This window comes from Bartonella machadoae (assembly GCF_022559585.1).
In the GTDB taxonomy this organism is placed as follows: domain Bacteria; phylum Pseudomonadota; class Alphaproteobacteria; order Rhizobiales; family Rhizobiaceae; genus Bartonella; species Bartonella machadoae.
The window spans coordinates 193,848-216,819 of record NZ_CP087114.1 but is presented as its reverse complement, the minus strand read 5'-3'; the positions used below and the strand labels follow the sequence as shown (position 1 = coordinate 216,819).

Sequence of the window (22,972 nt, the reverse complement as noted above, 5' to 3'; positions counted from 1 at the left end):
AATGCGAAAAACATATATCAATGCTTTTTTTGCAACACAGACAAAAAGAAACCGTCTGTTTTTGTTGTTGCTGGTGATAAGGTGAGACCATAATTTGAAAAGATCGGCTGCACTGGTGAAAAATGAAAATGTTTCTGCCAAAGTACACGCATATTTACGGGATAAAAATCGGGATGTTGTTGAAGAAAATGAGAAATTTGTTCCTCATTTTCATCCACAAAAAGAGAGCATGTAATATAGACTAAACGCCCATTTGGTTTAAGATAATCTATAGCCTCCTTCAAAATAGCCTTCTGTTCCGTTTGACGTTGTCTTACTTGCTCTAATGTCAAACGCCATTTCGTATCTGGCCGCCGCCGCCATGTTCCTGTTCCACTGCATGGTGCATCTAATAAAACTCTATCCATTCGACCTACTAACGGCTTTAATTCCGTTACATGACCTCGTGGCTGTACATTACAAACACCAGCGCGCCGTAGACGATCAAAAATAGGAGCGAAACGGACTTTACTGGAATCATAAGCATAAATTTGCCCCTGATTCTGCATACTGGCCGCTAAAGCCAACGTTTTACCACCAGCCCCAGCACAATAATCTAATACCTGCATACCTGCTTTTGCTTCGACAAGATAAGCAACAATCTGAGACCCCAAATCTTGTATTTCAAAGTCTCCCCTTTGAAAGGCACTTTCAACTTGAACATTGGGATGACGGTCAAACTTTTCTATTGGCGCAATTCTTAAAGCTTGCGGAAACCATGAGATTGACTGAACTTTGTTTTTTGCTAATTCCTTAAGCACCTTCTCCGGCGTTGCCTTTAAGCTATTCACGCGTAAATCTAACGAAGGACGCGTTGCTAATGCAGCTGCTTCAATGACCCAATTATCTGTACATAAAGGAAGAAGGTGCGGTTGACACCATTGAGGAATATCACCACGAATATAATCTGGCGCATCAGCTAATTGTCGTTTTTGCCATGATTGACGCTGTCTAACCCCTAAGGGCTGCGGTGCAAATCGATCTCCTTCTAATTCACTATCAATTTGTTCAATGGTCATTTTTCCAGTGTCTAATAGGGTACCAAAAACAATATCCCTCACATCATCACTCTCCATGCGCCATTGTAAAGAATAACGTCGCCTTAAAACATCATAAACAATTGTACCAATTGCTGCACGATCACTTGCTCCAGCAAAACGATGCGAAAGCCCCCAAGATTTTAAAACTTCCCCAGCAGGGCAATGTCGCGTTTCTATCTCTTGTAGAATATCTATTGCCGCACGCAAACGCCCACCTAAGCGCATTCATTTCTCCGATTTGAATTCTTATAAGTCTTTAAATAATATGGAAAATTACCTTTATAAACTTTAATTTTTTTCAAAAAAAATTTACATTAATTTACATTAAAAGATTAATGATTCTGATTATCGTTTTATAGCATTTCAAATTCTTTATTTCATATACTTATCATTCACATTCTTGTCACTTACAATATATATGATATATGCACTTCTTCTATACTGCAACGCATTGATTTATAATGATAACTTACTGTTTTGCATGTTGAATTAGACCCCCGAATATTGTAAGATTCTCTTATTTTAAATCCTCTTAGTTGAATCAATCTAAACTATATTTTTGCAAGTCATAAGCGGGGCTGTCATGTGGATAAAAAACCCTAAAGAAAGGTGTAAAAATGCCTTTAATGAATCATCTAAATACCAAGAACTTTCGCAACATTGGGAGCCGGTAAAGAGTATGATGGTGCCGGTTTATTACTACAAAACAGTATAAATTCTTAGAGTCTTTTTGCCAATATGCGTATGCAACAATTCTCAAAGCTTTATGATTTGAGAAATTCATTTTTCATAGCACTGCTATAAAAAACACGTAACAAAATATCTCCTCTCTTGAAAATGTTCTCTTTCTGAAAATCAGAAAAATACTGCTCTTTAAAGACCAGCATGCCCATAGTATTCCTAGCAAAATATTAACTTTTTAAAAAAGGCTTGGAACCTCTATTTGGCAAGACCGTTTTTACTGTAATGGCTTTACGCCAGATAATTTAAAAGGAGAAAACAATGAACAATAATGGAAAAACAACTTCATCTAAAAGCCGTCACAATACAATGCCCTCAAACACTGGAAAGAAATCCATGCCAAGTGATCAGGCGAACACTCGCCAACGCGCGTCAAAAACGGAGCGGAAGACTACAAAAAGCTAATTCCCTTCATTTCATATAACCTTTGGAAAGAATTGGAACATAAACTTCCAATTCTTTCTTTTTGGGATTCTTATACCAAATCATCAAATAGGCAGCATCAATTTTCTCGAAAGACTTTATACTCTACAATAGAACCTTAAAGCTTCCACCTCAAACAGGTCTTCGGTAATTTGGACTCTCCCGTGTAATAGCAACATCATGTGTATGGCTTTCATGGAGTCCTGCATTGGTGATACGAACAAAAGTTGCTTTTTCACGAAATTCTGCTAGATCTTTTGCTCCAACATACCCCATTGAAGCACGTAATCCACCAGCAAGCTGGTGTAAAACCGAAGCTATCGAACCTTTATAAGCTACTTGACCCTCTACACCTTCAGGAACCAATTTAAGTTCATCACGCACTTCGTCTTGAAAATAACGATCTGCCGATCCCCTTGCCATAGCACCAACAGATCCCATACCGCGATAGGCTTTAAAAGACCGCCCTTGATAAAGATAAACTTCACCTGGGCTTTCATCTGTACCGGCTAAAAGGGAGCCAATCATAGCAGCACACGCTCCACCTGCTAAGGCTTTAGCAAAATCACCTGAAGCTTTAATGCCACCATCAGCAATGATAGGAACCCCCGCTTTTTCAGCAACTTCTGCAGCACTCATAATAGCTGCAAGTTGAGGGACACCAACACCTGCTACAATTCGTGTTGTGCAAATAGAACCAGGACCAATACCAACCTTTACGGCATCTGCACCATTATCAATTAACGCCTGTGTTGCCTCAGAAGTCGCTACATTACCAGCAATAACAGCTGTAGAACACGCCATCTTTTTGATTCGTTCAACAGTTTCTAACACACGTTGTGAATGCCCATGCGCTGTATCAATCACCAGCACATCGACACCGGCATCAATGAGTCGTTCAGCCCGTTCAATCCCATCACGCCCTACACTGCTAGCAGCTCCAACACGCAAACGACCTTGGGAATCTTTGGCTGCATTTGGATTTAATTGGGCTTTTTCAATATCCTTAACGGTTATCAAACCAACACAACGATTTTGTTCATCGACAACCAATAATTTTTCAATACGGTGATGGTGTAAAAGATACTTCGCTTCACTCAGTTGAACATTTTCACGTACCGTAATTAAATTTTCATGGGTCATTAATTCATAAATTTTCTGTTTTGGATCCGATGCAAAACGCACATCCCTATTCGTTAAAATGCCAACCAATCGTCCAGCAGTCTCACCTTTAACGTCATTTTCAACAACTGGAATACCCGAAATGCCATGCGAGCGCATCAAATCTTTTGCTTTCTCAAGTGTTGCATCTGGCCCAATTGTTACTGGATTAACAACCATACCAGACTCAAATTTTTTGACCTGACGAACTTCTTCAGCCTGCTCTGTAGGAGACATATTACGATGAATAACACCAAGACCACCAGCTTGTGCCATAGCAATTGCTAAACGTGATTCTGTTACAGTATCCATTGCAGCAGAAAGTAACGGCAAATTAAGCGTAATATCAGCGGCAATACGCGTTCTAAGATCGACTTGGCTAGGCATAACAAGAGAATGACCGGGCTGTAAAAGCACATCATCAAAAGTTAGTGCCAACGCACCCGTCCCTGTTTCAACAATCTTTGCCATAGCCAAATTCCTTTTATAACAAAATACCGCAAGGTGCTTTAAATACAACTGCGGTTCTCATACGTTGCGAATTGGCAAAAAATTATGCCATGCTACAAAAAAATGAAAAGAAAAATTAAAATAATTCTCTCATTATAGTTTATAAAATCTACAATTGTGATTCAATAGGTAACCAACTTATTATTTTAGCAAACGCACGACGCCAAAAATTGCTTTCTGGCTCAGAATCAACGCTATATTGTTTTTCGTTTTCAATAAAATCCCAATAAATACGGTTATTCTCACCTAGACGCAGATGATAACTCATTTCACCTGTTGTTTCTTCAGAAAAAAGCATATCTAACCTCGCTGTAATCGGTGCACATTCAAAAAGAATGCCCATTTCCGTATTCAACGCTGCTGATCTAGGATCAAAATTTAAAGAACCAATAAAAGCAGTTTTACGATCAACTAAAAAAGCTTTGGTGTGTAAACTTGCCTTACTGGATCGAAAAAGGCGCAATCCTCGCGGATTTCCATCCGGCTTTAATTCATAAAGCTTAACACCATTTTTTAATAACGCTTTACGATATGGTACATAACCACCATGCGCCAGTGCTACATCAGTGGCCGCTAAGGAATTCGTAAGAATTTTGACATCAACACCCTTTGAAACCAATTTGCTAAAATTCTGCGTACCTAACTTACCAGGAACAAAATAAGGTGATGTAATTTGAACTGTTTTTTTAGCCTCACCTATAACTTGTGCAAGCGCCTTCATGAGCCAATTGCCTGCTTTTTTGCGCAATGCTTTTTCCGGAGGATCAGAAAGAACAACAACTTTATCTGCTAAAAATAATCGCTTTCCCGCTTGAATAAAACTGTCAAAATTAATATGCTCTTTGACATAGTCTAAATAAACTTTTGCAACTTTGGAATCGCGAAATTCTCGTAATTTATCCTTCCAATAGCGAAAGTCGCTTGCACTTTTAGGAAAAACCAAAGTATGAATTGGTAAAACGACAGCACTATTCCAAAAGTCATCAAAAATATTTTCCACCTTTTTAACCGAAGGACCGATGAGCATTAAATCTAAATCTCGAAAATGCGATTCTTCACCAGCATCAAAATAAGAATCCGCAAGATTGCGTCCTCCTACAAAAGCCACCCGACCATCTACAATAAAAGCCTTATTATGCATTCTACGTGTCACAGTGATTGCTCGCAATAGAATCTCTAAACCACGACGTAAACCACCCTTACGTGAGCGCCCTGGATTAAACATTCTTACCTCAATATGAGGATGTTTATCCAGGGCAATATAAGCTGGATCTCGCGCTTGCGCATTAATATCATCTAAAAGAAGACGCACCCGAACACCACGATCAGCTGCCTCTACTATTTCGCTTAGTAATAAGCGCCCTGTTAAATCATCGTCCCAAATATAATACATCAGATCAAGGCTACGCCCTGCCTGTGCTGCTCCTATCGCACGAATACAAAAAGCATCCAAATTACTGATGATGAGTGAAAGGGCATCTTTATCAACTCCTAATCCATCTGTTTCTTCTGCTAATTTACTCACTATACGATCAAACTTGGTTTCATCTTTCTTAACAGTCAATGCATAAGAACATTCCCCCCTAGCGTTTTTAACAAAACGCCCATATGTATAAATTGCCAACATAGACGCAATCAAAAAAAATGCGGTAAAACCGATAATAATCTGTAGCAGAGTCAAAGAACATCAACTTTCCATTTTTAGGTCATCACACCATCATCGATACGGACTATAATATTAAAATCAATAATACTATCTTAATCAGATAACAAAAAGAATGCCATCTCTTGCTAAAGAGAATATAAACTCAATATCAATGATTATAGAATTTTCGTTCCAGTAATAAAAAATTGTAAAAGCTATCTTTTATCTTTAATAAAGACAAATTTATCTAAAATTGTAAAAACTGAAACAAAAAAGAAAATTTAAAATAATTCAATTAAATAAAATCAATACTTATTAAGTATTAAAATTATATTCAATACCTAAATCTACAATAAACACCATTTCTTTTAAAGACAAAAATACCAGCCCCATCTTTATGAAAAGCTACTGTGCTCTTTCTGAAAATCATACCTCTTATAAATAAGAAGTTATCGTGGATGTTATTTCTGTTCTCGGCTTTTTATTTCCTTCGATTCTTCTATTTTTCGATAAAGCGTAGAGCGCCCAATATGAAGACGGCGAGCGACCTCACTCATATGTCCCTTATAATGTTCAACCGCTTTTTCAATAATATCATACTCCATCTCTGCAAAAGTTCGAACATGCCCATCCGCATTTAAAAATTGTATCGATTCTTGTTCATGATTTTTTTGAACATCATTCTCAATAATCTTTGGAACACTTATTGATGAATCCCCTATTAATTGAGGAAAATCACGAACAGTTAGCAATGGCCCCTCGCTTAACAAAACCGCACGAAATAGAAAGTTTTCAAGCTCATCCCGATTACCAGGCCAATCATACTGCATAAGCAATGAGAGAGCTGATCCTGATAAACCATGGACATGTGATCGCCCTGTTTCCATGACAATGTGATCAATCAAACGTTGCGTAAGCTCTGGAAAATCATCCCTTAATTCCCGCAAAGCAGGAACACTGATCGATAATTGGGAAAGCTGTTCAAACAAACTGTGCGAAAAATAATCCTCTTTAATCAGATCTGAAAGCCGCGACGTTGAAAGAGCTATAATACGAAAAGAAGGAGGATTATTCTTTGTTGCCTTTTCTCTCTCTTGAAGATAATTTGCGAAACGTTTTTGCTGTATGGGTTCAAGCCGATCAACATCACAAAGACAAAGTGTCCCTTTCTCAAGAGAAGAGACCAATGGTAGAAATTCTTTAAACCATTGGCGATTTTCTTCTTCTGGATCAACAATAGCTGAACATTGGAAGCGAACAAAAGTCCCCTCCGATGACAAACCCTCATGATGAATAATGCGTGCTAATATTTCGCGACCAGTGCCACTTTCACCTTCTATCAAAAGATTCTGTAAAGAATTCGCCGCTTTTCTCGATTGTTCTAAAACTGTTTGCATTGGTCGACTTTTTACAAAGAGATCAGAAAATCGCAAGTGATTCTCATTTTTTCGCCGAATATAAGAAACCTCACGCTTCAATGCAGAAATAAGAGCAATAATATCTAAAGTAACTCTCAATCGTAATGACGTTACTGGATAAATCCAATAATCAATGGCTCCTGCTGTTAAAGCTTTCTGGAGTACATTCTGATTCTCTTGTTGTGCTATCACAACAATAGGAACAGAAACACCAGCAACTCTAATCATTTTAATCAAATCACCTACACTCAAATCACTCATGGCAACATCAAGGAGTGCAAGCACAATATTTCTACGTCTGTGTAAAAGATCAATCGTACGTAAACCATTTTCTGCTTCAATAACTCGGTGACCAAAACCTCGAAGCATTGCAGAAAGCTCTATACGTTTTCCATAATCTTCACTCGCAACAAGAATGGGACCAACCATAATTTTAATAATCTCCTTTGAGACTACTAAACGGCTTAATGTAAAAATTGTTGTAAACCATAAGAAATATTTAGCCTCTTGTGTTTTATCTACGATATTTCATCAAGCTGTTAATTAAATACAACATTAAGGCATTTTTTTCCATTTTTTTGCTTTTCATTGATTTTCATCAATTTTTTTATATTGACTCATAGAATAATTTAATAATGTTATAGAAGCTAAAGAACAAAGTAACACAAATAGAGTAGAATAAATGAAACAGTCCTGCCGTATTTTATATCTTATGATCATCGCTTTGGTGCTAAGTGCCTGTGGTTCTTCACACTATTACGGGCAAAATATATCAACTGGAATTGATGGGAAATGGGTTGATGAAAACGGTATTATTTCTTCTTTTCATAATGGTGTTTTTGAAACACGTGCAGCGGATACAGAAGAAAAATTGTCAGAAGGTACATATAATTATGTGAGTTCCCAACAGATAGACATTGAAATACGTTCCATTCTCCGTGGAACAATATCTAAAGTCAATTGTATGATATCACGCGATGCAATACATCTTTTCTGTACACCACAGATAGGTTCACAATTTTCTCTTAAGAGAAAATTTTAGATAAAAAAGCTAAAGTTACTCTTCAAAACAGGGTATGTACACACATCTTCAGGAGGTATGAACTCTCCTCCTGATGCATGGTTTTCTCTAAAATACAAGAAAGACTGATACCGCACTTTGACAACAAAACCTGCAAATATTATAGAAGATACGGATAACTTTTTTCTGAGAAACTTGTTACGGTGCAACAAAGTTTTGTTCTTTTATTGCTGAATCTGTTTTATTCTAAAAAGCTTTATTCGATGTCTATACCAGCTTATGCTGCACCAATACGCAAAAGATCATGAAAATGAACAATTCCTACCGGTTTTTTGTTCTCAACCACAAAAAAAGCACCAATGTGATGATCATTAATAAAAGCTGTCGCTGCCCCAACCAGTGTTTTTGGTTCCAAAATTTTAGGATTTTTTGTCATCACTTCATCAACATTAAATTGTGATAAGTTCAAGTGCATGTTGCGTGCAAGATCACCATCGGTCACAATCCCAATTAACTCACTTTTTTGATTCACAACGCCAACACAACCAAAATGTTTTTCAACCAAAACATGCATCGCTTCAGTCATATTTGTTCCCTGTGCAACTAAAGGAATACAATCTCCTTCATGCATAATGTCTCGCACATATTTCAAATTTGCACCAAGAGAACCACCAGGATGATAAATTTTGAAATCTGTTGCCGTAAAACCACGCATTTCTAAAAGAGCAACAGCTAATGCATCCCCCATCGCTAATTGCATAATTGTTGAAGTGGTAGGAGCAAGTCCGTGTGGACACGCCTCCTCTATCTTTGGCAATAAAAGTACGATATCAGCTTGTCGTCCTAATACAGAGTGCTCACCCGATGTCATAGCAATAAGTGGGATGCGAAAACGCGCAGCATGATTAATAATGCCGCTTAATTCCAAAGTTTCACCAGACCACGACAAAGCAAGAATGACATCATCGGGTCCAATCATGCCAAGATCACCATGATTGGCTTCTGCAGCGTGAACAAAAAAAGCAGGCGTTCCCGTTGAAGCTAAGGTTGCAGCAATTTTTGTTCCTATGTGACCGCTCTTCCCAAGACCAGTAATCACCACATGACCATTCGCATTTCTAATCGTTTGAACAGCCGTTGCAAAAGAAGAAGAAAGACTTCCCAAAAGAGCTGTTTCAAGAGCTTTTATCCCTTGTTTTTCACTCGCAAGTGTTTTTAGTGCTGATGTAACAGCATTCTGCAAAGCTATATGAGGAACTTTTCTTGCCATAATCGAATTTGATAAATGAAATTAAATGAGAGATCTACAATCATTTTGTAATTTTAATGATTTCTAGTAATTTTTTTAATGAAGCATAAACTTGGCTATGCATATCAGCTCGTGCTAAAGAAAATGCAACATTGGCTTCAATGAAACCAGCTTTCGAACCACAATCGAAGGTCAGTCCTTCTAACTGGAAACCAAAAAAGTCCTGTTCATTGGAGAGCCTTACCATTGCATCTGTTAATTGAATTTCATTTCCCGCTCCGCGTTCTTGATTGGAGAGAATATCAAAAATTTCTGGTTGCAAAATATAACGTCCATTAATGTATAAATTCGATGGGGCTGTTCCTTTTGTTGGTTTTTCTACCATTTTGGTAATTTTAAAACCGTTTGCAATCTGTTTGCCTCGTCCAACAATACCATATTTATGCGCTTCTCTAGGATCACACTCTTGAACAGCAATAATATTTCCTCCACCGGTTTTCTCATAAAGATTGATCATCTCAGAAAGACAACCCTTCTTAGCTTGTATAAGCATATCCGGTAACAATAAAGCGAAAGGCTCATTTCCAACCAATTCACGCGCGCACCAAACAGCATGCCCTAGCCCTAAAGGCTGCTGTTGACGCGTAAAAGAAGTTGTTCCTGGTGGTGGCTGTAAACTGTGTAAATGCTCAAGCTCTTCTTTTTTCCCACGTTTTGCAAGAGTTGTATATAACTCAACTTGGGCATCAAAGTAATCTTCAATAACGGCTTTGTTACGTCCAGTAATAAAAATAAAATGTTCAATACCAGCTTCACGCGCCTCATCTACAATATATTGAATCACCGGCTTATCAACAATTGTCAGCATTTCTTTAGGAATTGTTTTTGTTGCTGGAAGAAAACGTGTTCCAAGACCCGCAACAGGAAATACTGCTTTCCGGATTTTACCCACTCTCACCTTACCCTTTCTTATTTATCGTATCATTTCCTGTTTTCAGTTAACATAGTTTTTATTAAATGGTAAAAAAGATATCTTATTGTTTTGATTGCAAATATAAAGAGATGTAAAAATATGATAATTTATTGGGAATCTTCCTGCAAAACAAACAATCCGTTTTAGTCTTTCTTATTCATTTGATAATATCATCGATAACACCAAATAAAAGAATGAAACTCTTGCACATAAAAATACTCAAATGATTGAGGGGGAATTTAAAAATGCAAAAGACAAAACCTAAAACTTTCTCTTCTCCCAAAAAATTGATAAATTGGAAAACTTTTATTATAGGTTTAGCCGCTCTTCTTTCAGCTTTTTTAATGTTTTTTACATCATTTTTACAGGCTGATAATAGTTTTAAATATTGGATTAAAGAGTTTAAAAAAACAGCCATAGCCAATAATATCTCCCCTGCTACGTTTGATATGGCTTTTAAAACCGTTACGGCAATCGATCCAGACGTTTTAAAAAAAGCTGCATATCAACCAGAATTTGTTGATCATCCATGGAACTATTTCGATAACCGTATTCATAATTTTGCAATTTTAGAGGGGCAGCGTCAAGCTCAAAAATGGAAAAACTGGCTTCCTCAAATTGAAAAACGTTTTGGTGTTGACCGTAATATTCTCCTCGCTATTTGGTCAATGGAAAGCAATTATGGAAAAATTTTAGCAAATAAAACTGTTATGCGTGATACCATTCGTTCTCTCGCAACCCTAGCCTATGCTGATCAAAAACGTGCAAAATACGCGCGCGCGCAACTCATTGCTGCAATGAAAATTCTCCAAAGTGGTGAAATTAAACGTGCACAACTTACTGGATCTTGGGCGGGCGCAATGGGACATACGCAATTTATTCCAAGCAGTTATCTCGCTTATGCTATTGATATGGATGGGGATGGACGACGTGATATCTGGAATTCTGTTCCTGATGCCCTCGCAACTACTGCTAACCTGCTCCACATGAATGGTTGGCAATCTAACCTCCTTTGGGGTGTAGAAGTTAAATTGCCAAAAGGCAAAAATCTTCCAGATCATTGGCATTCCTTTGAGCAATGGGCAAAGCTAGGCGTAAAACACGCAAATGGGCAGCCTTTACCTTCATCATCAGAACAAGCAATATTGAAATATCCAGATGGACTAAAGGGGCCTATATTCTTAGTAACAAAAAATTTCTTTGTGCTGAAACGTTATAATAATGCGGACCGCTATGCTTTAGCGGTCGCCCTTCTTGCTAACCGTATTGCTGGACAACCTGGACTCATTCAGGATTGGCAACGACCATTCAAACCCCTTACTTTTCATGAACGCAAAGAACTGCAATCGCGCTTAATGGCGCTTGGCTATTATAAAGGAGAAATTGATGGCAAAATTGGCACTGCCTCTCGAAAAGCGCTTCAAGCTTTTCAAAGGCGGCACGGCTTAACGACAAATGGATATCCAACCCATGAAGTCCTCTTTCTTCTTAGAAAACAATAATTTGGAGTAAAGTGATTGTTTTATTTACGCCAAATATATTTAATCTGCCTGTTTTTCTCTCTCTTTTTTGTGAGTGTTATACAACCCTCGCCAAGTCAAGCGACAAATTTTTTTAAGTGGTTGTTAGAACATAACAAACAAGAGCAACCACAACAACATCCGCAAATTATAGAACAAAAGAGATACAAACCACAAAAAAGGATTGTAATACAAAAAAAAACACAACAGCGAAAAGAAGAAAATGCAAAACGTATTCTCGTCATAGGGGATTTTGTCGCTTCTGCTGTTGCCGAAGCGCTTAAGATGTCTTTTATGGATAAGAGTGATCTTATCGTCATAAATCATGCAATATCAAATTCTGGTTTGGTCCGCACCGATCAAACCTCTTGGAAAAATAATATTTCTACGCTCATTGAGAATGATAGGCCTGACGCTATTATCGTGGTGATTGGAGCCAATGATAATCAACCAATAACAACGTCTCATGGCATATTCAATACAATGCAGGCAGAATGGTTCAGTCTCTATAAGCAAAGAGTTTTTGAAATTGCTGAAGTCCTTCATACTTCAGGAAAACCATGGATATGGATGGGACAACCTGCTTTTGGAGATGAGAATTTGACACAAAAAATGAAAATTCTCAATGAACTCTACAAGCAAGAAACAGAAAGGGCTGGAGGATATTTTATCGGTGTTTGGGATGGTTTTATTGATGAACAAGGGCAATTTTCTTTTTCAGGTTATGATATAAATGGAAAAGTCGTAAGATTACGCACCCATGATGGTATCAATTTTACCTCTGAAGGAAAGAGAAAACTTGCTTCTTATGTAGAAAAAAAATTGGAAAATATTTTAAATTTTCATACACTTACTCATGAAAATTCACTTTTGATCAATATCAACACTTCAAATATTCCGCAAGAAATACAAAATATTGAACGTCAAGCTCCAATAAGCCTTCATGATATGGCACAACAAAATACTGGATTACTCAATAAAATAGATCAAAACTTTATAAAAAGATCATGGCTTCCAGAAAACGGTCATCAAAAAGACCGTGCTGATAATTTTTCTTTCCCCTGATACCTTTAAAATTCAAAATCTTCGTTTGCTCTACAAATGAAGATTTTACTTATATAACCATAATGGAGGAGCAATTGGCATAAAGCGCAATCGCAGGAAAGAACATAACAACGGTATGGCCTTATATACCATTCTCTCTTTCTCATCCATTACTGGGCTCTTAATGGCTTTATGACATTGTTTTCCTAAAAGTGCGCATACTTTTTCTGTTGCTTGTAAAGCAAAATCCAATCCCAATGCGGCAGCATGTTTGAAATAAATATTGAGATGGGTAAAAATTCTATTAGCTGTCGCAGATTTTGTAGCCCAATAAGGGCAAGCGTGTCGCGTATATCTTGTTCATGTTATTTCTGAAACAGCGAGGCAGCCTCATTTAGGGAGGATATGAAGGTGAAAACCAATCTCCATCCTTATCATCTCCTTTTTGTGCTACTTTACGACTTTCAAAAGCATCCACAGCAATGGCTTTGAGATAATAAAGATTACGCAATTAACTCATAGTTTTGTTTCTCATATTTGTTAATGATGGGATCATGCCCCTCATGCAAAACAGAACACCATTGTGTTGCACATTCACGGGCTTTTTTTAAGAAACCTTTCTTAAAGCACCTAATCCCATTTCACACCACCGCCCGTGGATGGTATGTTGGTCAATCCTTTGAGCATTACCATTTTTCCACTTGTGAAGGAACAAACCATTCTTCTCTTTGACCTGCCCCCAATGTTGCAACAGCCCTTGCATTTAGGCGATTTATTAAAAGCGTTTTATACCTTTCTTTTCAGGTTTTTATCCACATGATCATCCCATTTGTGATGTGCGAGGAGAGAGTTTTAATTGATTCAATGCCAGCAGAATTGAAATGAGAGAAACTTAGGATATCGCATCTCTCATTCAACAGGAAAAACGATAAGTTATCTTTAAAATCAATATCTTATTTCTTACAACCCACGTTTTTTTATCATGGCTTCTGGTGATGGTAACCGCCCCCGAAAGGCTTTATAGAGTCCCTCTGGATCATGACTTCCCCCAGCAGAATAGATAAAACGCTTTAGGCGATCAGCAAGTTCTGAATCAAAAACATTCCCCGTTTCTTCAAAAGCTTGAAAAGCATCAGCATCAAGGACTTCCGACCACATATAAGAATAGTAACCAGCAGCATAACCATCCCCTGAAAATATATGCGAAAAATGGGTAGGACGGTGACGCATGATGATGGTATTGGGCATTTGCAACTTTTCTAATTCTTGGCGCTCAAATAGTGTTGGATCAGTTACTGTTTTTCCCTGATGAAAAGCCATATCTACAAGAGCCGATGAGGTAAACTCAACCGCAGCAAAACCAGCATTAAATTTCTGTGCGGATAAAACTTTATCCATCAATGTTTGTGGCATAGGAAGCCCTGTTTTTACATGTGTAGCATACGATTTTAAAATCTCTGGTACAGTTAACCAATGTTCATAAAGTTGAGAAGGAAGTTCAACAAAATCACGCGAAACAGATGTTCCTGATACAGATGGCCATGTTACATCAGAAAGCAAACCATGTAATGCATGACCAAATTCATGGAAGAGTGTCCGTGCATCATCAAGTGATAAAAGTGCAACCTCTTCTTTGGGGGGCTTAGCAAAATTACAAACATTGTAGATAATAGGTTTTTGTCCACCATTCAATTTATGTTGCGATTGTAAATTACTCATCCATGCACCAGATCTTTTTGAAGGACGTGCAAAATAATCACCGATAAAATGCCCTAGCAGGCTTCCATCAGATTTTCTTACTTCCCACAAACGTGCATCAGGATGCCAAAGTGGAATAGCGTTCTTTTCTTCAAATGTAATACCAAAAAGCTTTTCTGCCACCCCAAAAGCTGCTTCAATGATGCGATCAAGCTGGAAATAATATTTAATTTCAGATCCATCGAAAGAGAATTTTTCAGAACGAAGTTTTTCAGCGTAATAGCGCCAATCCCAAGCTTCTAAAGTCTCATTGCTTCCCTGATTATGTGCAAAATTTTGCAATTCTATTTGTTCGCTAGAAGCTTTAACTCTTGCACGTTCCCATACAGGGGTGAGTAGACCCATAACCGCATCAACACTTTTTGCCATAGTATTATCAAGTTTCAAATCTGCAAAAGAGTTATATCCTAATAATTTAGCCTTCTCATCACGAAGCGCTATAATCTCTAAAATAATTGACCGATTATCATTCTCGTTGTCATTCTCACCACGTTTAGACCACGCTTGAAAAGCTACTTCCCGTAAATCACGGCGATGAGAAAATTTTAAAAAAGGATCAATCATTGAGCGTGCCAATGTTAATGCATAGGCTCCCTCATGTCCTCTTTCACGCGCAACTTCCTTCATTGAAGCAATAAGGTCTTCAGGCAAACCAGACAAATCTGTTTGTTCTAAAAATAAAACCCATTCAGCTTCATCTTTTAAAACATGTTGACCAAAAGTAGCATTTAAAAAAGCAAGCTTCTCATTAATCTCAACAAGCCGCTTTTTATCCTCTTCATTAAGTTTTGCACCATTACAAACAAACTTTTTCCACCATAATTCAAGAACACGTGTTGTTTCACTATCATACATGCCTTGTTGTGATTGTTTATAAAGCACATCTACTTTCGCAAATATCCGTGCATCCATCATAATTTTCGAAGAATAGCGAGAAAGCTTTACAACAAACTCTTGTTCTAACTGTTGAATCAACGCATTACTATCTGCGCTCGAACGCAAGAAAAAGATTGAACAGGCACGATCAAGCGCTTTTCCAGAAAGCTCAAAAGGCTGTAAAAAATTCTCAAGTGTCGCTGGTTCTTGAACCGTTGCAATTGTCTCTAGCTCTTGTTCTGCTTCTTGAAGAGCCTGTTCAAAAGCGGGTCTAAAATCTTCATCACTTATTGAAGAAAAATCAGGAAGCCCTGAAAATCCCTTCCAGTCCAAAACTGCTTCTTTTGTCATAATATTCTCTCTCTCCATTATGAATTTGATGTATATAATTTACCTTTACGACACAAATTGATAATATACTAAAATTATTGTGTGCGTTGCAAAATGCTTTTCAGATTTCTCTTTTAAAAGCAAACATCCAGCATATTTTTCTTATAAGAAGATAAAAAAATGAAAATTTCTATATGTCTTATTCATGAAATTGTTTATAATCCGTAATCTATCCTTGACTTTATTTCCAATATTAACAATTGAATAACTACAATCGGGGAGGTTTTTTTTAAATCTTCCATAACTTTTGTTATACCTATCCATGATATAAATTTATATTCTCCAATCCTTCGGAAGGTACTTTGTTATGACTGAAATTAAAACGACCTTCGACTTCAAAAATTCTTCACCTGAAGTTATCGCCGAGGAATTAAAAAATCTTCATTTTGCTGACTCGATTGATATCATCAATGATCTCGATATCACAGAGCGTGTAGCTATTCTTAGCCTTTTACCTCTTGATTACACCATTGAACTGTTTGACAAACCAGAACTTGAGCAACCAGCAGCTATTCTTGAGCTTCTTCCTATTAACCGTTCAGTTGAAATTCTTGACGGTATGTCCGCTGATGCTGCTGCCGATGTTTTTCAAGAAATGGATAAAGAAACCCGTACTAGGCTTTATGCGTTGCTCAAACCTTTAACACGCGCTGAACTAAAAAAACTGACCAGTTACCCTGATCATACAGCCGGTGCGATGATGACCACAGAGTTTATAGCAATCCCCGCAAACTGGACGGTAAAAAGAACTCTGGATTACATTCGTGATGTTGAACGAACACGCGAAACTGTTTATACGAGCTATGTCATTGATCCTAAAACAGGTACTCTTCTCAAGGCTGTTTCGCTGCGTAGCCTTATCCTTGCCTCACCTGATGATCAAATTCTCAATATTTCTACACATGATACACCTATTACAATATCTCCCCTTACACATCATGAAGATATTGCACGTCTTTTTCAACGCCATGACCTTCTCTCTGTACCAGTTATCGATGATAGTAATCATGTCATCGGTATTGTGACCGTCGATGACGTACTTGATACAATGGTTGAGGAAATGAGTGAAGATGCTTATAAATTTGGGGGTATGGAAGCTCTTGATAAACCCTATATGCAAATCAACTTTCTAGGAATGATGAAAAAACGTGGTGGTTGGCTCGCACTGCTTTTTCTTGGTGAAATGCTAACAGCAAGCGCTATGCAATATTTCGAAACAGAACTTGAAAAAGTCATCACTCTCACTCTGTTTATCCCTCTCATTATGAGTTCTGGAGGAAACTCGGGTTCGCAAGCAACATCTCTTATTATTCGTGCTTTAGCTTTACGTGAGCTCACACTCAAAGACTGGTGGAAAATTATCCTCCGTGAAATTCCAGCAGGGATATCTCTTGGCCTTTTGCTTGGACTTATTGGAATGGTGCGTATTGCACTTTGGCAAGAACTCGGTATTTACAATTATGGTGAACATTGGGTTTTTATTGCCATAACAGTGGGTGCAGCTTTGGTTGGAATTGTTACCTTTGGTTCTTTATCCGGCTCCATGCTTCCCTTTATTCTTAAACGTTTTGGATTTGATCCAGCAAGCGCTTCAGCTCCTCTTGTAGCAACTTTAGTGGATGTTATGGGAATCGTGATCTATTTTTCTGTTGCCTCCTTTATTTTATCTGGAACTCTGCTCTAATATGGGAAGCAAAAACTCACCTCATACAACTTAAAATCTTTGCTCTGTAAGCAGTGTGTGAACAAAACATTGTTTTTTAAAATATAAAAAAGCACCATACATTTTAAATAAATTCTTTTAATATTGTCATAGTTCATTATTCCAAATGCTTCACTTATGAGTAAGCATAAAATATTCAATGAAGAGTCAAAAAGAAATTTTAGAGTCCAACGAATATATGTTAACGTATTCTCTAAAGAAAAAACAAAGATAACATAAAGAAAAATGGATGTTTGTTAACATTCTCATTGCCATCATTCAATATTACAAATGTTCTTGCATTAAGACCGTTTATGAAGGGCATATCACGTCCTTTCTCAAATCTCATTTATGCATACAAAACTTTCCTTCTTAACAAGATGAAAATAAATATTTTTTAATTCATAATAAAGTGCATATAAATAAATAAGAAAATGATATTATAAACGAGCAAATTACAGTATTTTTCTCTATCGTATGCCTCATATAAAATGCTTACATATTTAAAGGTTTTGGAAAAGTTCTTCAAACGAACAGAACAGCAAAAATCTTTTATACAAAATTGCAGATCTTAAAAGATTTACCCTTAAATCGATTAAAAAGCCCCGAAACTAAAGATAATACTTCAAAAAATATAATGAAATCAATAATCACTTAATTCTTTACTGTAAGATGCAGCAATTGATTGAATTGTTTTTCTTATCCCTCTTCCAAAATTATAAAAAAACATGTAAAAGGTTGTGTAAGAGTAAGGTAAGGAACGCAAAGGCGTTGCCTCAAGTGAAATTTCATTAAACGAAAAGAAGAAAATTTATGCAATTGCGTAATATCGCCATCATTGCCCATGTTGACCATGGCAAAACAACACTCGTAGACGAACTTCTCAAACAATCAGGAAACTTTCGTGATAACCAGCGTACCAGCGAACGTATGATGGATTCAAATGACATCGAAAAAGAACGTGGAATTACAATTCTAGCAAAAGTCACCTCCGTTGTTTGGAAAGATACCAGAATTAACATTGTTGATACACCAGGTCACGCTGATTTTGGTGGAGAAGTTGAACGTATTTTAAACATGGTTGACGGCGCAATTGTGCTTGTTGATGCTGCTGAAGGTCCAATGCCACAAACGAAATTTGTCGTTGGAAAAGCATTGAAAGTAGGTTTACGTCCAATTGTTGCTATCAATAAAATTGATCGTGCTGATGCACGAGCTGATGAAGTTATCAATGAGGTTTTTGATCTTTTTGCTGCTCTTGATGCAACCGATGAACAACTTGATTTTCCCATTCTTTATGGATCAGGTCGTGATGGATGGATGGCTGAATCTCCTGAAGGCCCGAAAGATCAGGGACTTGCTCCTTTGTTTGATCTTGTCACCCGCCATGTCCCTTCCCCTCATGTCGCGGAGGGACCATTTCGTATGATCGGAACTATTCTTGAGGCAGATCCATTTCTTGGGCGAATTATTACAGGGCGCATTCATTCGGGCTCTATAAAACCCAATCAAAGTGTTAAAGTGCTTGGGCAAGATGGAAAACTTCTCGAAACTGGACGTATTTCAAAAATTTTGGCATTTCGTGGGTTGGAAAGACAACCTATTGAAGAAAGTGTTGCCGGTGATATTGTAGCAATTGCCGGTCTACAAAAAGGTACCGTTGCCGATACTTTCTGTGATCCTACAGTCAATGAACCTCTTACTGCTCAACCAATTGATCCCCCCACTGTTACTATGAGCTTTCTCGTCAATGATAGCCCTCTTGCCGGAACCGAAGGCGATAAAGTAACAAGCCGTGTCATCCGTGATCGTTTGTTAAAAGAAGCTGAAGGCAATGTAGCCCTTAAAATTGAAGAATCGGCAGATAAAGATTCTTTTTACGTTTCAGGACGAGGAGAATTACAACTTGCCGTTCTTATTGAAAATATGCGCCGTGAAGGATTTGAGCTTAGTGTTTCACGGCCACGCGTTGTGATGCAAAAAGATGAAAACGGAACAACCCTTGAACCAATCGAAGAAGTTGTTATCGATGTTGATGAGGAATATTCCGGAACTGTTGTGCAAAAAATGTCCGAACGTAAAGGTGAAATGGTTGAATTACGCCCTTCTGGAGGTAATCGTGTCCGTCTTGTCTTTTATGCACCAACGCGAGGACTCATTGGTTATCAATCCGAGCTTTTAACTGATACACGTGGCACTGCCATTATGAATCGCCTTTTTCATGCCTATGAACCTTATAAAGGGGATATTAGTGGTCGCGTTAATGGTGTTATGATTTCAAATGATAACGGTGAATCTGTCGCTTATGCTCTTTTTAATCTTGAAGATCGTGGACCTATGGTGATCGATGCCGGTGTTAAAGTCTATCAAGGCATGATTATTGGTATACACTCACGTGATAACGATTTAGAAGTGAATGTGTTAAAAGGAAAAAAGCTAACCAATATGCGTGCTTCTGGAAAAGATGAAGCCGTAAAATTAACTCCCCCGCTTAAAATGACATTAGAACGTGCTCTAGCTTGGATACAAGATGATGAACTTGTAGAAGTAACTCCTAAAAATATTCGTTTACGCAAACTCTATTTAGATCCCAATGAACGCAAACGTTTTGAAAAAACACGTGCATCAATTTCAAACTAATTTTATGACTTTCTCCGTCGAATATTTTATTGTACTTAGCTTCATTACTCCAGAAAGGATGTTTCCATGAATATTAAAGAAATCCCTGTTGGGAAAAATCCACCAGAAGATATCAATGTTATTGTAGAGGTTTCTCTTGGTGGTCAACCAATAAAATATGAGATGGACAAAAAATCGGAAGCATTATTTGTTGATCGTTTTCTTCATACATCAATGGTCTATCCAGGAAATTATGGCTTTGTCCCGCATACACTTTCAGATGATGGTGATCCTATTGATGTACTTATCTGTAATACCCGTCCACTGATCCCAGGTTGTGTTATTAATGTTTGTCCTATCGGTGCTCTCATGATGGAGGATGATGGTGGTAAAGATGAAAAAATTATTGCTGTTCCTACCCCAAAATTAACAAAACGCTATATCAATATTCGTAACTATACAGATCTTCCTGAAATCACCCTTAAACAAATTGAACACTTCTTTGAACATTACAAAGATCTCGAACCTGGGAAATGGGCTAAAATTGAAGGTTGGCGGGATAAAGATTTTGCCCATGAACTCATTAAGCAAGCGATTGATCGCAACAAAAAAATATAACCACGGCAAAAAATAAAGCCTATCTTTTAAAATAGGCTTTTTTACTTTGAGAGATCATCTTCTAAAGATCGCCATATCTGCTTTAGCTTTTCCAAATGTGTTGAAAAATAAAGTTGCTTGTAACGAGATGTTGCACCGCTTTTTAGACAAATAGAAGAAGATGGAACTTTCCATTGCTTCGATAAAAATTGAATGAGAGCCTTATTTGCCTTTCCATCTTCAGGAACAGCACGGAGGCGTATAACCAAATATTGCTTTCCGTCATCCCTACACTTAACTCCCATTATTCTATCAACGGAAGCCTTTGGAGTGAGATGTACAAATAAACTCAAGCCATGATTATCATCATTTTGATAAAACATTTTCTGTATCTTACACAGTATTTTTATAGATACATGCCGGCATAAGCGCGCCACATGAAAGTACGAATAAAATAAATAATGAGAAAAACTACAATAGGTGAAATATCAATTGTTCCAAAATTTGGTAAAACCCGCCGGACACGACTTAGAATTGGCTCTGTCAATCGGTATAAAAAGCTCCCTATTAGAATAACAAAGCGCTTTCGTGCATTTATGATATTAAAGACACACAACCAAGAAAAAATGACACTTACAATTAAAATATCTATATAAATATTAAAAATGAGATCTATCACCTGAAGCAACGCATAAACCATGTTTTATTCCTCTTTTAATCAAAGAAACAAAAGGGTGTATAGAGAGCTTTCATTAAAATAAGCCTATTGATGGGACAATGGTGTCGTACTCCAATGTTCCTTTTTCCATAAATAGAAAATCCAAATACCAAAACTCTTCATCTCTATTATAATGATGGGAAACCTCATAAAAAATATGAGAAAAAAAGAACTCACTAAAACAGAAAAAACAGCGAATAATCTGAGAACCTTTAAATAAAACTCTAAAAGCCCCTTACATAATAATCTCATCGTTTTAACTGTAAGTCTGTTACAAAAAACGCTTAAATTAAAGACGACCTTTAAAGGTCGTCTTTGTTATTTTTAAAATTATTTCTGCAACGCAGTCAAACGATTAAGAGCATTGCTAAAACCATTCAACTGAACAAATAAATCATTCAAAGGTGGTTCACCTGGAGCGGCAATTGTCATAGCCATTTTCAAATGCTTTCCAGCGCGTAAAGCTGCCACGTAACTTTTATCAAAGACTATGGGAACAATACAACCTGCTGATGTGCACGTCCGAACACTGGTTTCGATAGTAGCCTTTCCTTCATCAACTTGTAAACGAACAGGCTTAGAGACTAAAACGCCAAAAGGAATCGTCAAATTACCAGATACCACACCATCAGCATTAAGAAGGACATTCATAGCTACAATAACACGACCTTGCTCATTTACTTCTTGGCGGTACATAAAACAAATCTTTTTCCCCTCTTGTATAACACAATTAACAGTCCACAAGCCGAAAGTTTCAGACAAAGAAGAGGCACCGTTTGGTAATGTAGCTGCTGCGGGTTTAGCTGCGGCAGGTTTTGAATCTGATGCAAATGCCACAGAAGAAATACTCAAGAGAGTAAAAAATATAAGTAAATTCAATAACTTTTTCATTTTATATTCCAGTTTTTTACATAAAAGAGAAACATGCTCATTATCTTTTAATAATTATACATATATAAAAACATCTTAATAAAAAAGACCTTTCTATAATTGTATAGCTTTTATAATCGCTTGAGGCTACCTCGAAATTCATTAACAACTTTCCTATAAACATGCTTTTTAAAAGAAATCACAATCGAAGGCAGCGTTTCCAGATCAATCCATTTCCACTGGTCGAATTCTGCTTTATGACCATCCGGCGGGGGATTCGTCATGATTTCAGAAAGATCTCCCGTAAATTGAAAAGCAAACCATTTTTGTATTTGTCCACGATATCTGTTGCTTAATTTACACCCAACAAGTTCTTGTGGAAAATCATAAGTGAACCAATTTTTTGCTTCCTTAATCAATTTTACAGATCGAATACCCGTTTCTTCGTAAAGCTCACGACATGCCGCATCTAATGGCTCTTCATTCTCATCAATTCCTCCTTGAGGAAGCTGCCAACGATGAGGCATTTCGGCGATAGGATGATCGGACGTCATTAAACGACGTCCAACCCAAACTTTACCTGCATGATTAAAGACAGCAATTCCAACGCATCGGCGATAAGGAAGAGCTTCTAAACTAACTTGTGCATTATCCATGC

Annotated in this window: 17 protein-coding genes and 1 pseudogene; 6 read left to right on the top strand and 12 right to left on the bottom strand. The window is 37.3% G+C overall.

The genetic code is table 11. From position 1 onward, the window contains the following. Positions 1-17 precede the first annotated feature (17 nt). From LNM86_RS01105 to LNM86_RS01090, 4 genes are all read right to left on the bottom strand, one after another. Positions 18-1,304: an RsmB/NOP family class I SAM-dependent RNA methyltransferase gene (locus LNM86_RS01105; RefSeq protein WP_241438083.1), complete on the bottom strand. Its 1,287-nt coding sequence runs from the start codon at positions 1,302-1,304 to the stop codon at positions 18-20. Positions 1,305-2,375: 1,071 nt separating this feature from the next. After that, positions 2,376-3,875, bottom strand: coding sequence for an IMP dehydrogenase (gene guaB / locus LNM86_RS01100; protein ID WP_241438082.1), 1,500 nt, complete (start codon positions 3,873-3,875; stop codon positions 2,376-2,378). 148 nt (positions 3,876-4,023) lie between these two features. Then, the gene (locus LNM86_RS01095) at positions 4,024-5,595 is read right to left on the bottom strand and encodes a phospholipase D family protein (protein ID WP_241438081.1); all 1,572 of its coding nucleotides are present in this window, start codon (positions 5,593-5,595) and stop codon (positions 4,024-4,026) included. Between the two features lie 425 nt (positions 5,596-6,020). Continuing rightward, complete coding sequence (locus tag LNM86_RS01090) at positions 6,021-7,406, bottom strand: sigma-54-dependent transcriptional regulator (RefSeq protein ID WP_241438080.1); 1,386 nt, start codon at positions 7,404-7,406, stop codon at positions 6,021-6,023. Positions 7,407-7,659: 253 nt separating this feature from the next. Here LNM86_RS01090 and omp10 point away from each other — a divergent pair, with 253 nt between their 5' ends. After that, complete coding sequence (omp10, locus tag LNM86_RS01085) at positions 7,660-8,019, top strand: outer membrane lipoprotein Omp10 (RefSeq protein WP_241438079.1); 360 nt, start codon at positions 7,660-7,662, stop codon at positions 8,017-8,019. A 256-nt stretch (positions 8,020-8,275) separates the two neighbouring features. On the opposite strand, the gene LNM86_RS01080 is transcribed toward omp10, so the two are convergent. Both LNM86_RS01080 and galU read right to left on the bottom strand, forming a co-directional pair. Continuing rightward, positions 8,276-9,268 carry a KpsF/GutQ family sugar-phosphate isomerase gene (locus tag LNM86_RS01080; protein ID WP_241438078.1) on the bottom strand — a complete coding sequence of 331 codons (993 nt, stop codon included), beginning with the start codon at positions 9,266-9,268 and terminating at the stop codon, positions 8,276-8,278. 40 nt (positions 9,269-9,308) lie between these two features. Next, positions 9,309-10,199 (bottom strand): UTP--glucose-1-phosphate uridylyltransferase GalU, encoded by an 891-nt coding sequence (galU, locus tag LNM86_RS01075; protein ID WP_241438077.1) that lies wholly within the window; start codon positions 10,197-10,199, stop codon positions 9,309-9,311. A 266-nt stretch (positions 10,200-10,465) separates the two neighbouring features. Here galU and LNM86_RS01070 point away from each other — a divergent pair, with 266 nt between their 5' ends. Then, on the top strand, positions 10,466-11,722 hold the full coding sequence (locus LNM86_RS01070) for a lytic murein transglycosylase (RefSeq protein ID WP_241438076.1): 1,257 nt from the start codon (positions 10,466-10,468) through the stop codon (positions 11,720-11,722). 15 nt (positions 11,723-11,737) lie between these two features. Beyond that, positions 11,738-12,805, top strand: a complete 1,068-nt coding sequence (locus LNM86_RS01065; RefSeq protein ID WP_241438075.1) for an SGNH/GDSL hydrolase family protein — start codon at positions 11,738-11,740, stop codon at positions 12,803-12,805. 114 nt (positions 12,806-12,919) lie between these two features. Here the strand turns inward: LNM86_RS01065 and LNM86_RS01060 are convergent. Both LNM86_RS01060 and LNM86_RS01055 read right to left on the bottom strand, forming a co-directional pair. Next, positions 12,920-13,560: pseudogene (locus LNM86_RS01060) on the bottom strand (integrase); the annotation flags it as partial. A 184-nt stretch (positions 13,561-13,744) separates the two neighbouring features. Further along, positions 13,745-15,769 carry a M3 family metallopeptidase gene (locus LNM86_RS01055; protein ID WP_241438074.1) on the bottom strand — a complete coding sequence of 675 codons (2,025 nt, stop codon included), beginning with the start codon at positions 15,767-15,769 and terminating at the stop codon, positions 13,745-13,747. A 346-nt stretch (positions 15,770-16,115) separates the two neighbouring features. Between LNM86_RS01055 and mgtE the strand changes: the two genes are divergently transcribed. From mgtE to ppa, 3 genes are all read left to right on the top strand, one after another. Then, positions 16,116-17,492 carry a magnesium transporter gene (gene mgtE / locus LNM86_RS01050; protein WP_241438073.1) on the top strand — a complete coding sequence of 459 codons (1,377 nt, stop codon included), beginning with the start codon at positions 16,116-16,118 and terminating at the stop codon, positions 17,490-17,492. Positions 17,493-18,323: 831 nt separating this feature from the next. Next, positions 18,324-20,150 (top strand): translational GTPase TypA, encoded by a 1,827-nt coding sequence (gene typA, locus LNM86_RS01045; RefSeq protein WP_241438072.1) that lies wholly within the window; start codon positions 18,324-18,326, stop codon positions 20,148-20,150. A gap of 66 nt (positions 20,151-20,216) precedes the next feature. Further along, on the top strand, positions 20,217-20,747 hold the full coding sequence (gene ppa, locus LNM86_RS01040; RefSeq protein WP_241438071.1) for an inorganic diphosphatase: 531 nt from the start codon (positions 20,217-20,219) through the stop codon (positions 20,745-20,747). 41 nt (positions 20,748-20,788) lie between these two features. On the opposite strand, the gene LNM86_RS01035 is transcribed toward ppa, so the two are convergent. The 4 genes from LNM86_RS01035 to LNM86_RS01020 all read right to left on the bottom strand — a co-directional run bounded on the left by LNM86_RS01035 (position 20,789) and on the right by LNM86_RS01020 (position 22,970). Continuing rightward, entirely contained in the window at positions 20,789-21,109 is a 321-nt protein-coding gene (locus LNM86_RS01035; RefSeq protein ID WP_241438070.1) for a DUF167 domain-containing protein, read from the bottom strand. 23 nt (positions 21,110-21,132) lie between these two features. Further along, a complete protein-coding gene (locus LNM86_RS01030) occupies positions 21,133-21,426 on the bottom strand; it encodes a YggT family protein (RefSeq protein ID WP_241438069.1) in 294 nt (97 codons plus the stop codon). A gap of 348 nt (positions 21,427-21,774) precedes the next feature. Beyond that, the gene (locus tag LNM86_RS01025) at positions 21,775-22,335 is read right to left on the bottom strand and encodes an invasion associated locus B family protein (RefSeq protein ID WP_241438068.1); all 561 of its coding nucleotides are present in this window, start codon (positions 22,333-22,335) and stop codon (positions 21,775-21,777) included. Positions 22,336-22,445: 110 nt separating this feature from the next. Further along, positions 22,446-22,970 (bottom strand): RNA pyrophosphohydrolase, encoded by a 525-nt coding sequence (locus LNM86_RS01020; protein WP_241438067.1) that lies wholly within the window; start codon positions 22,968-22,970, stop codon positions 22,446-22,448. Between the last annotated feature and the right edge of the window lie 2 nt (positions 22,971-22,972).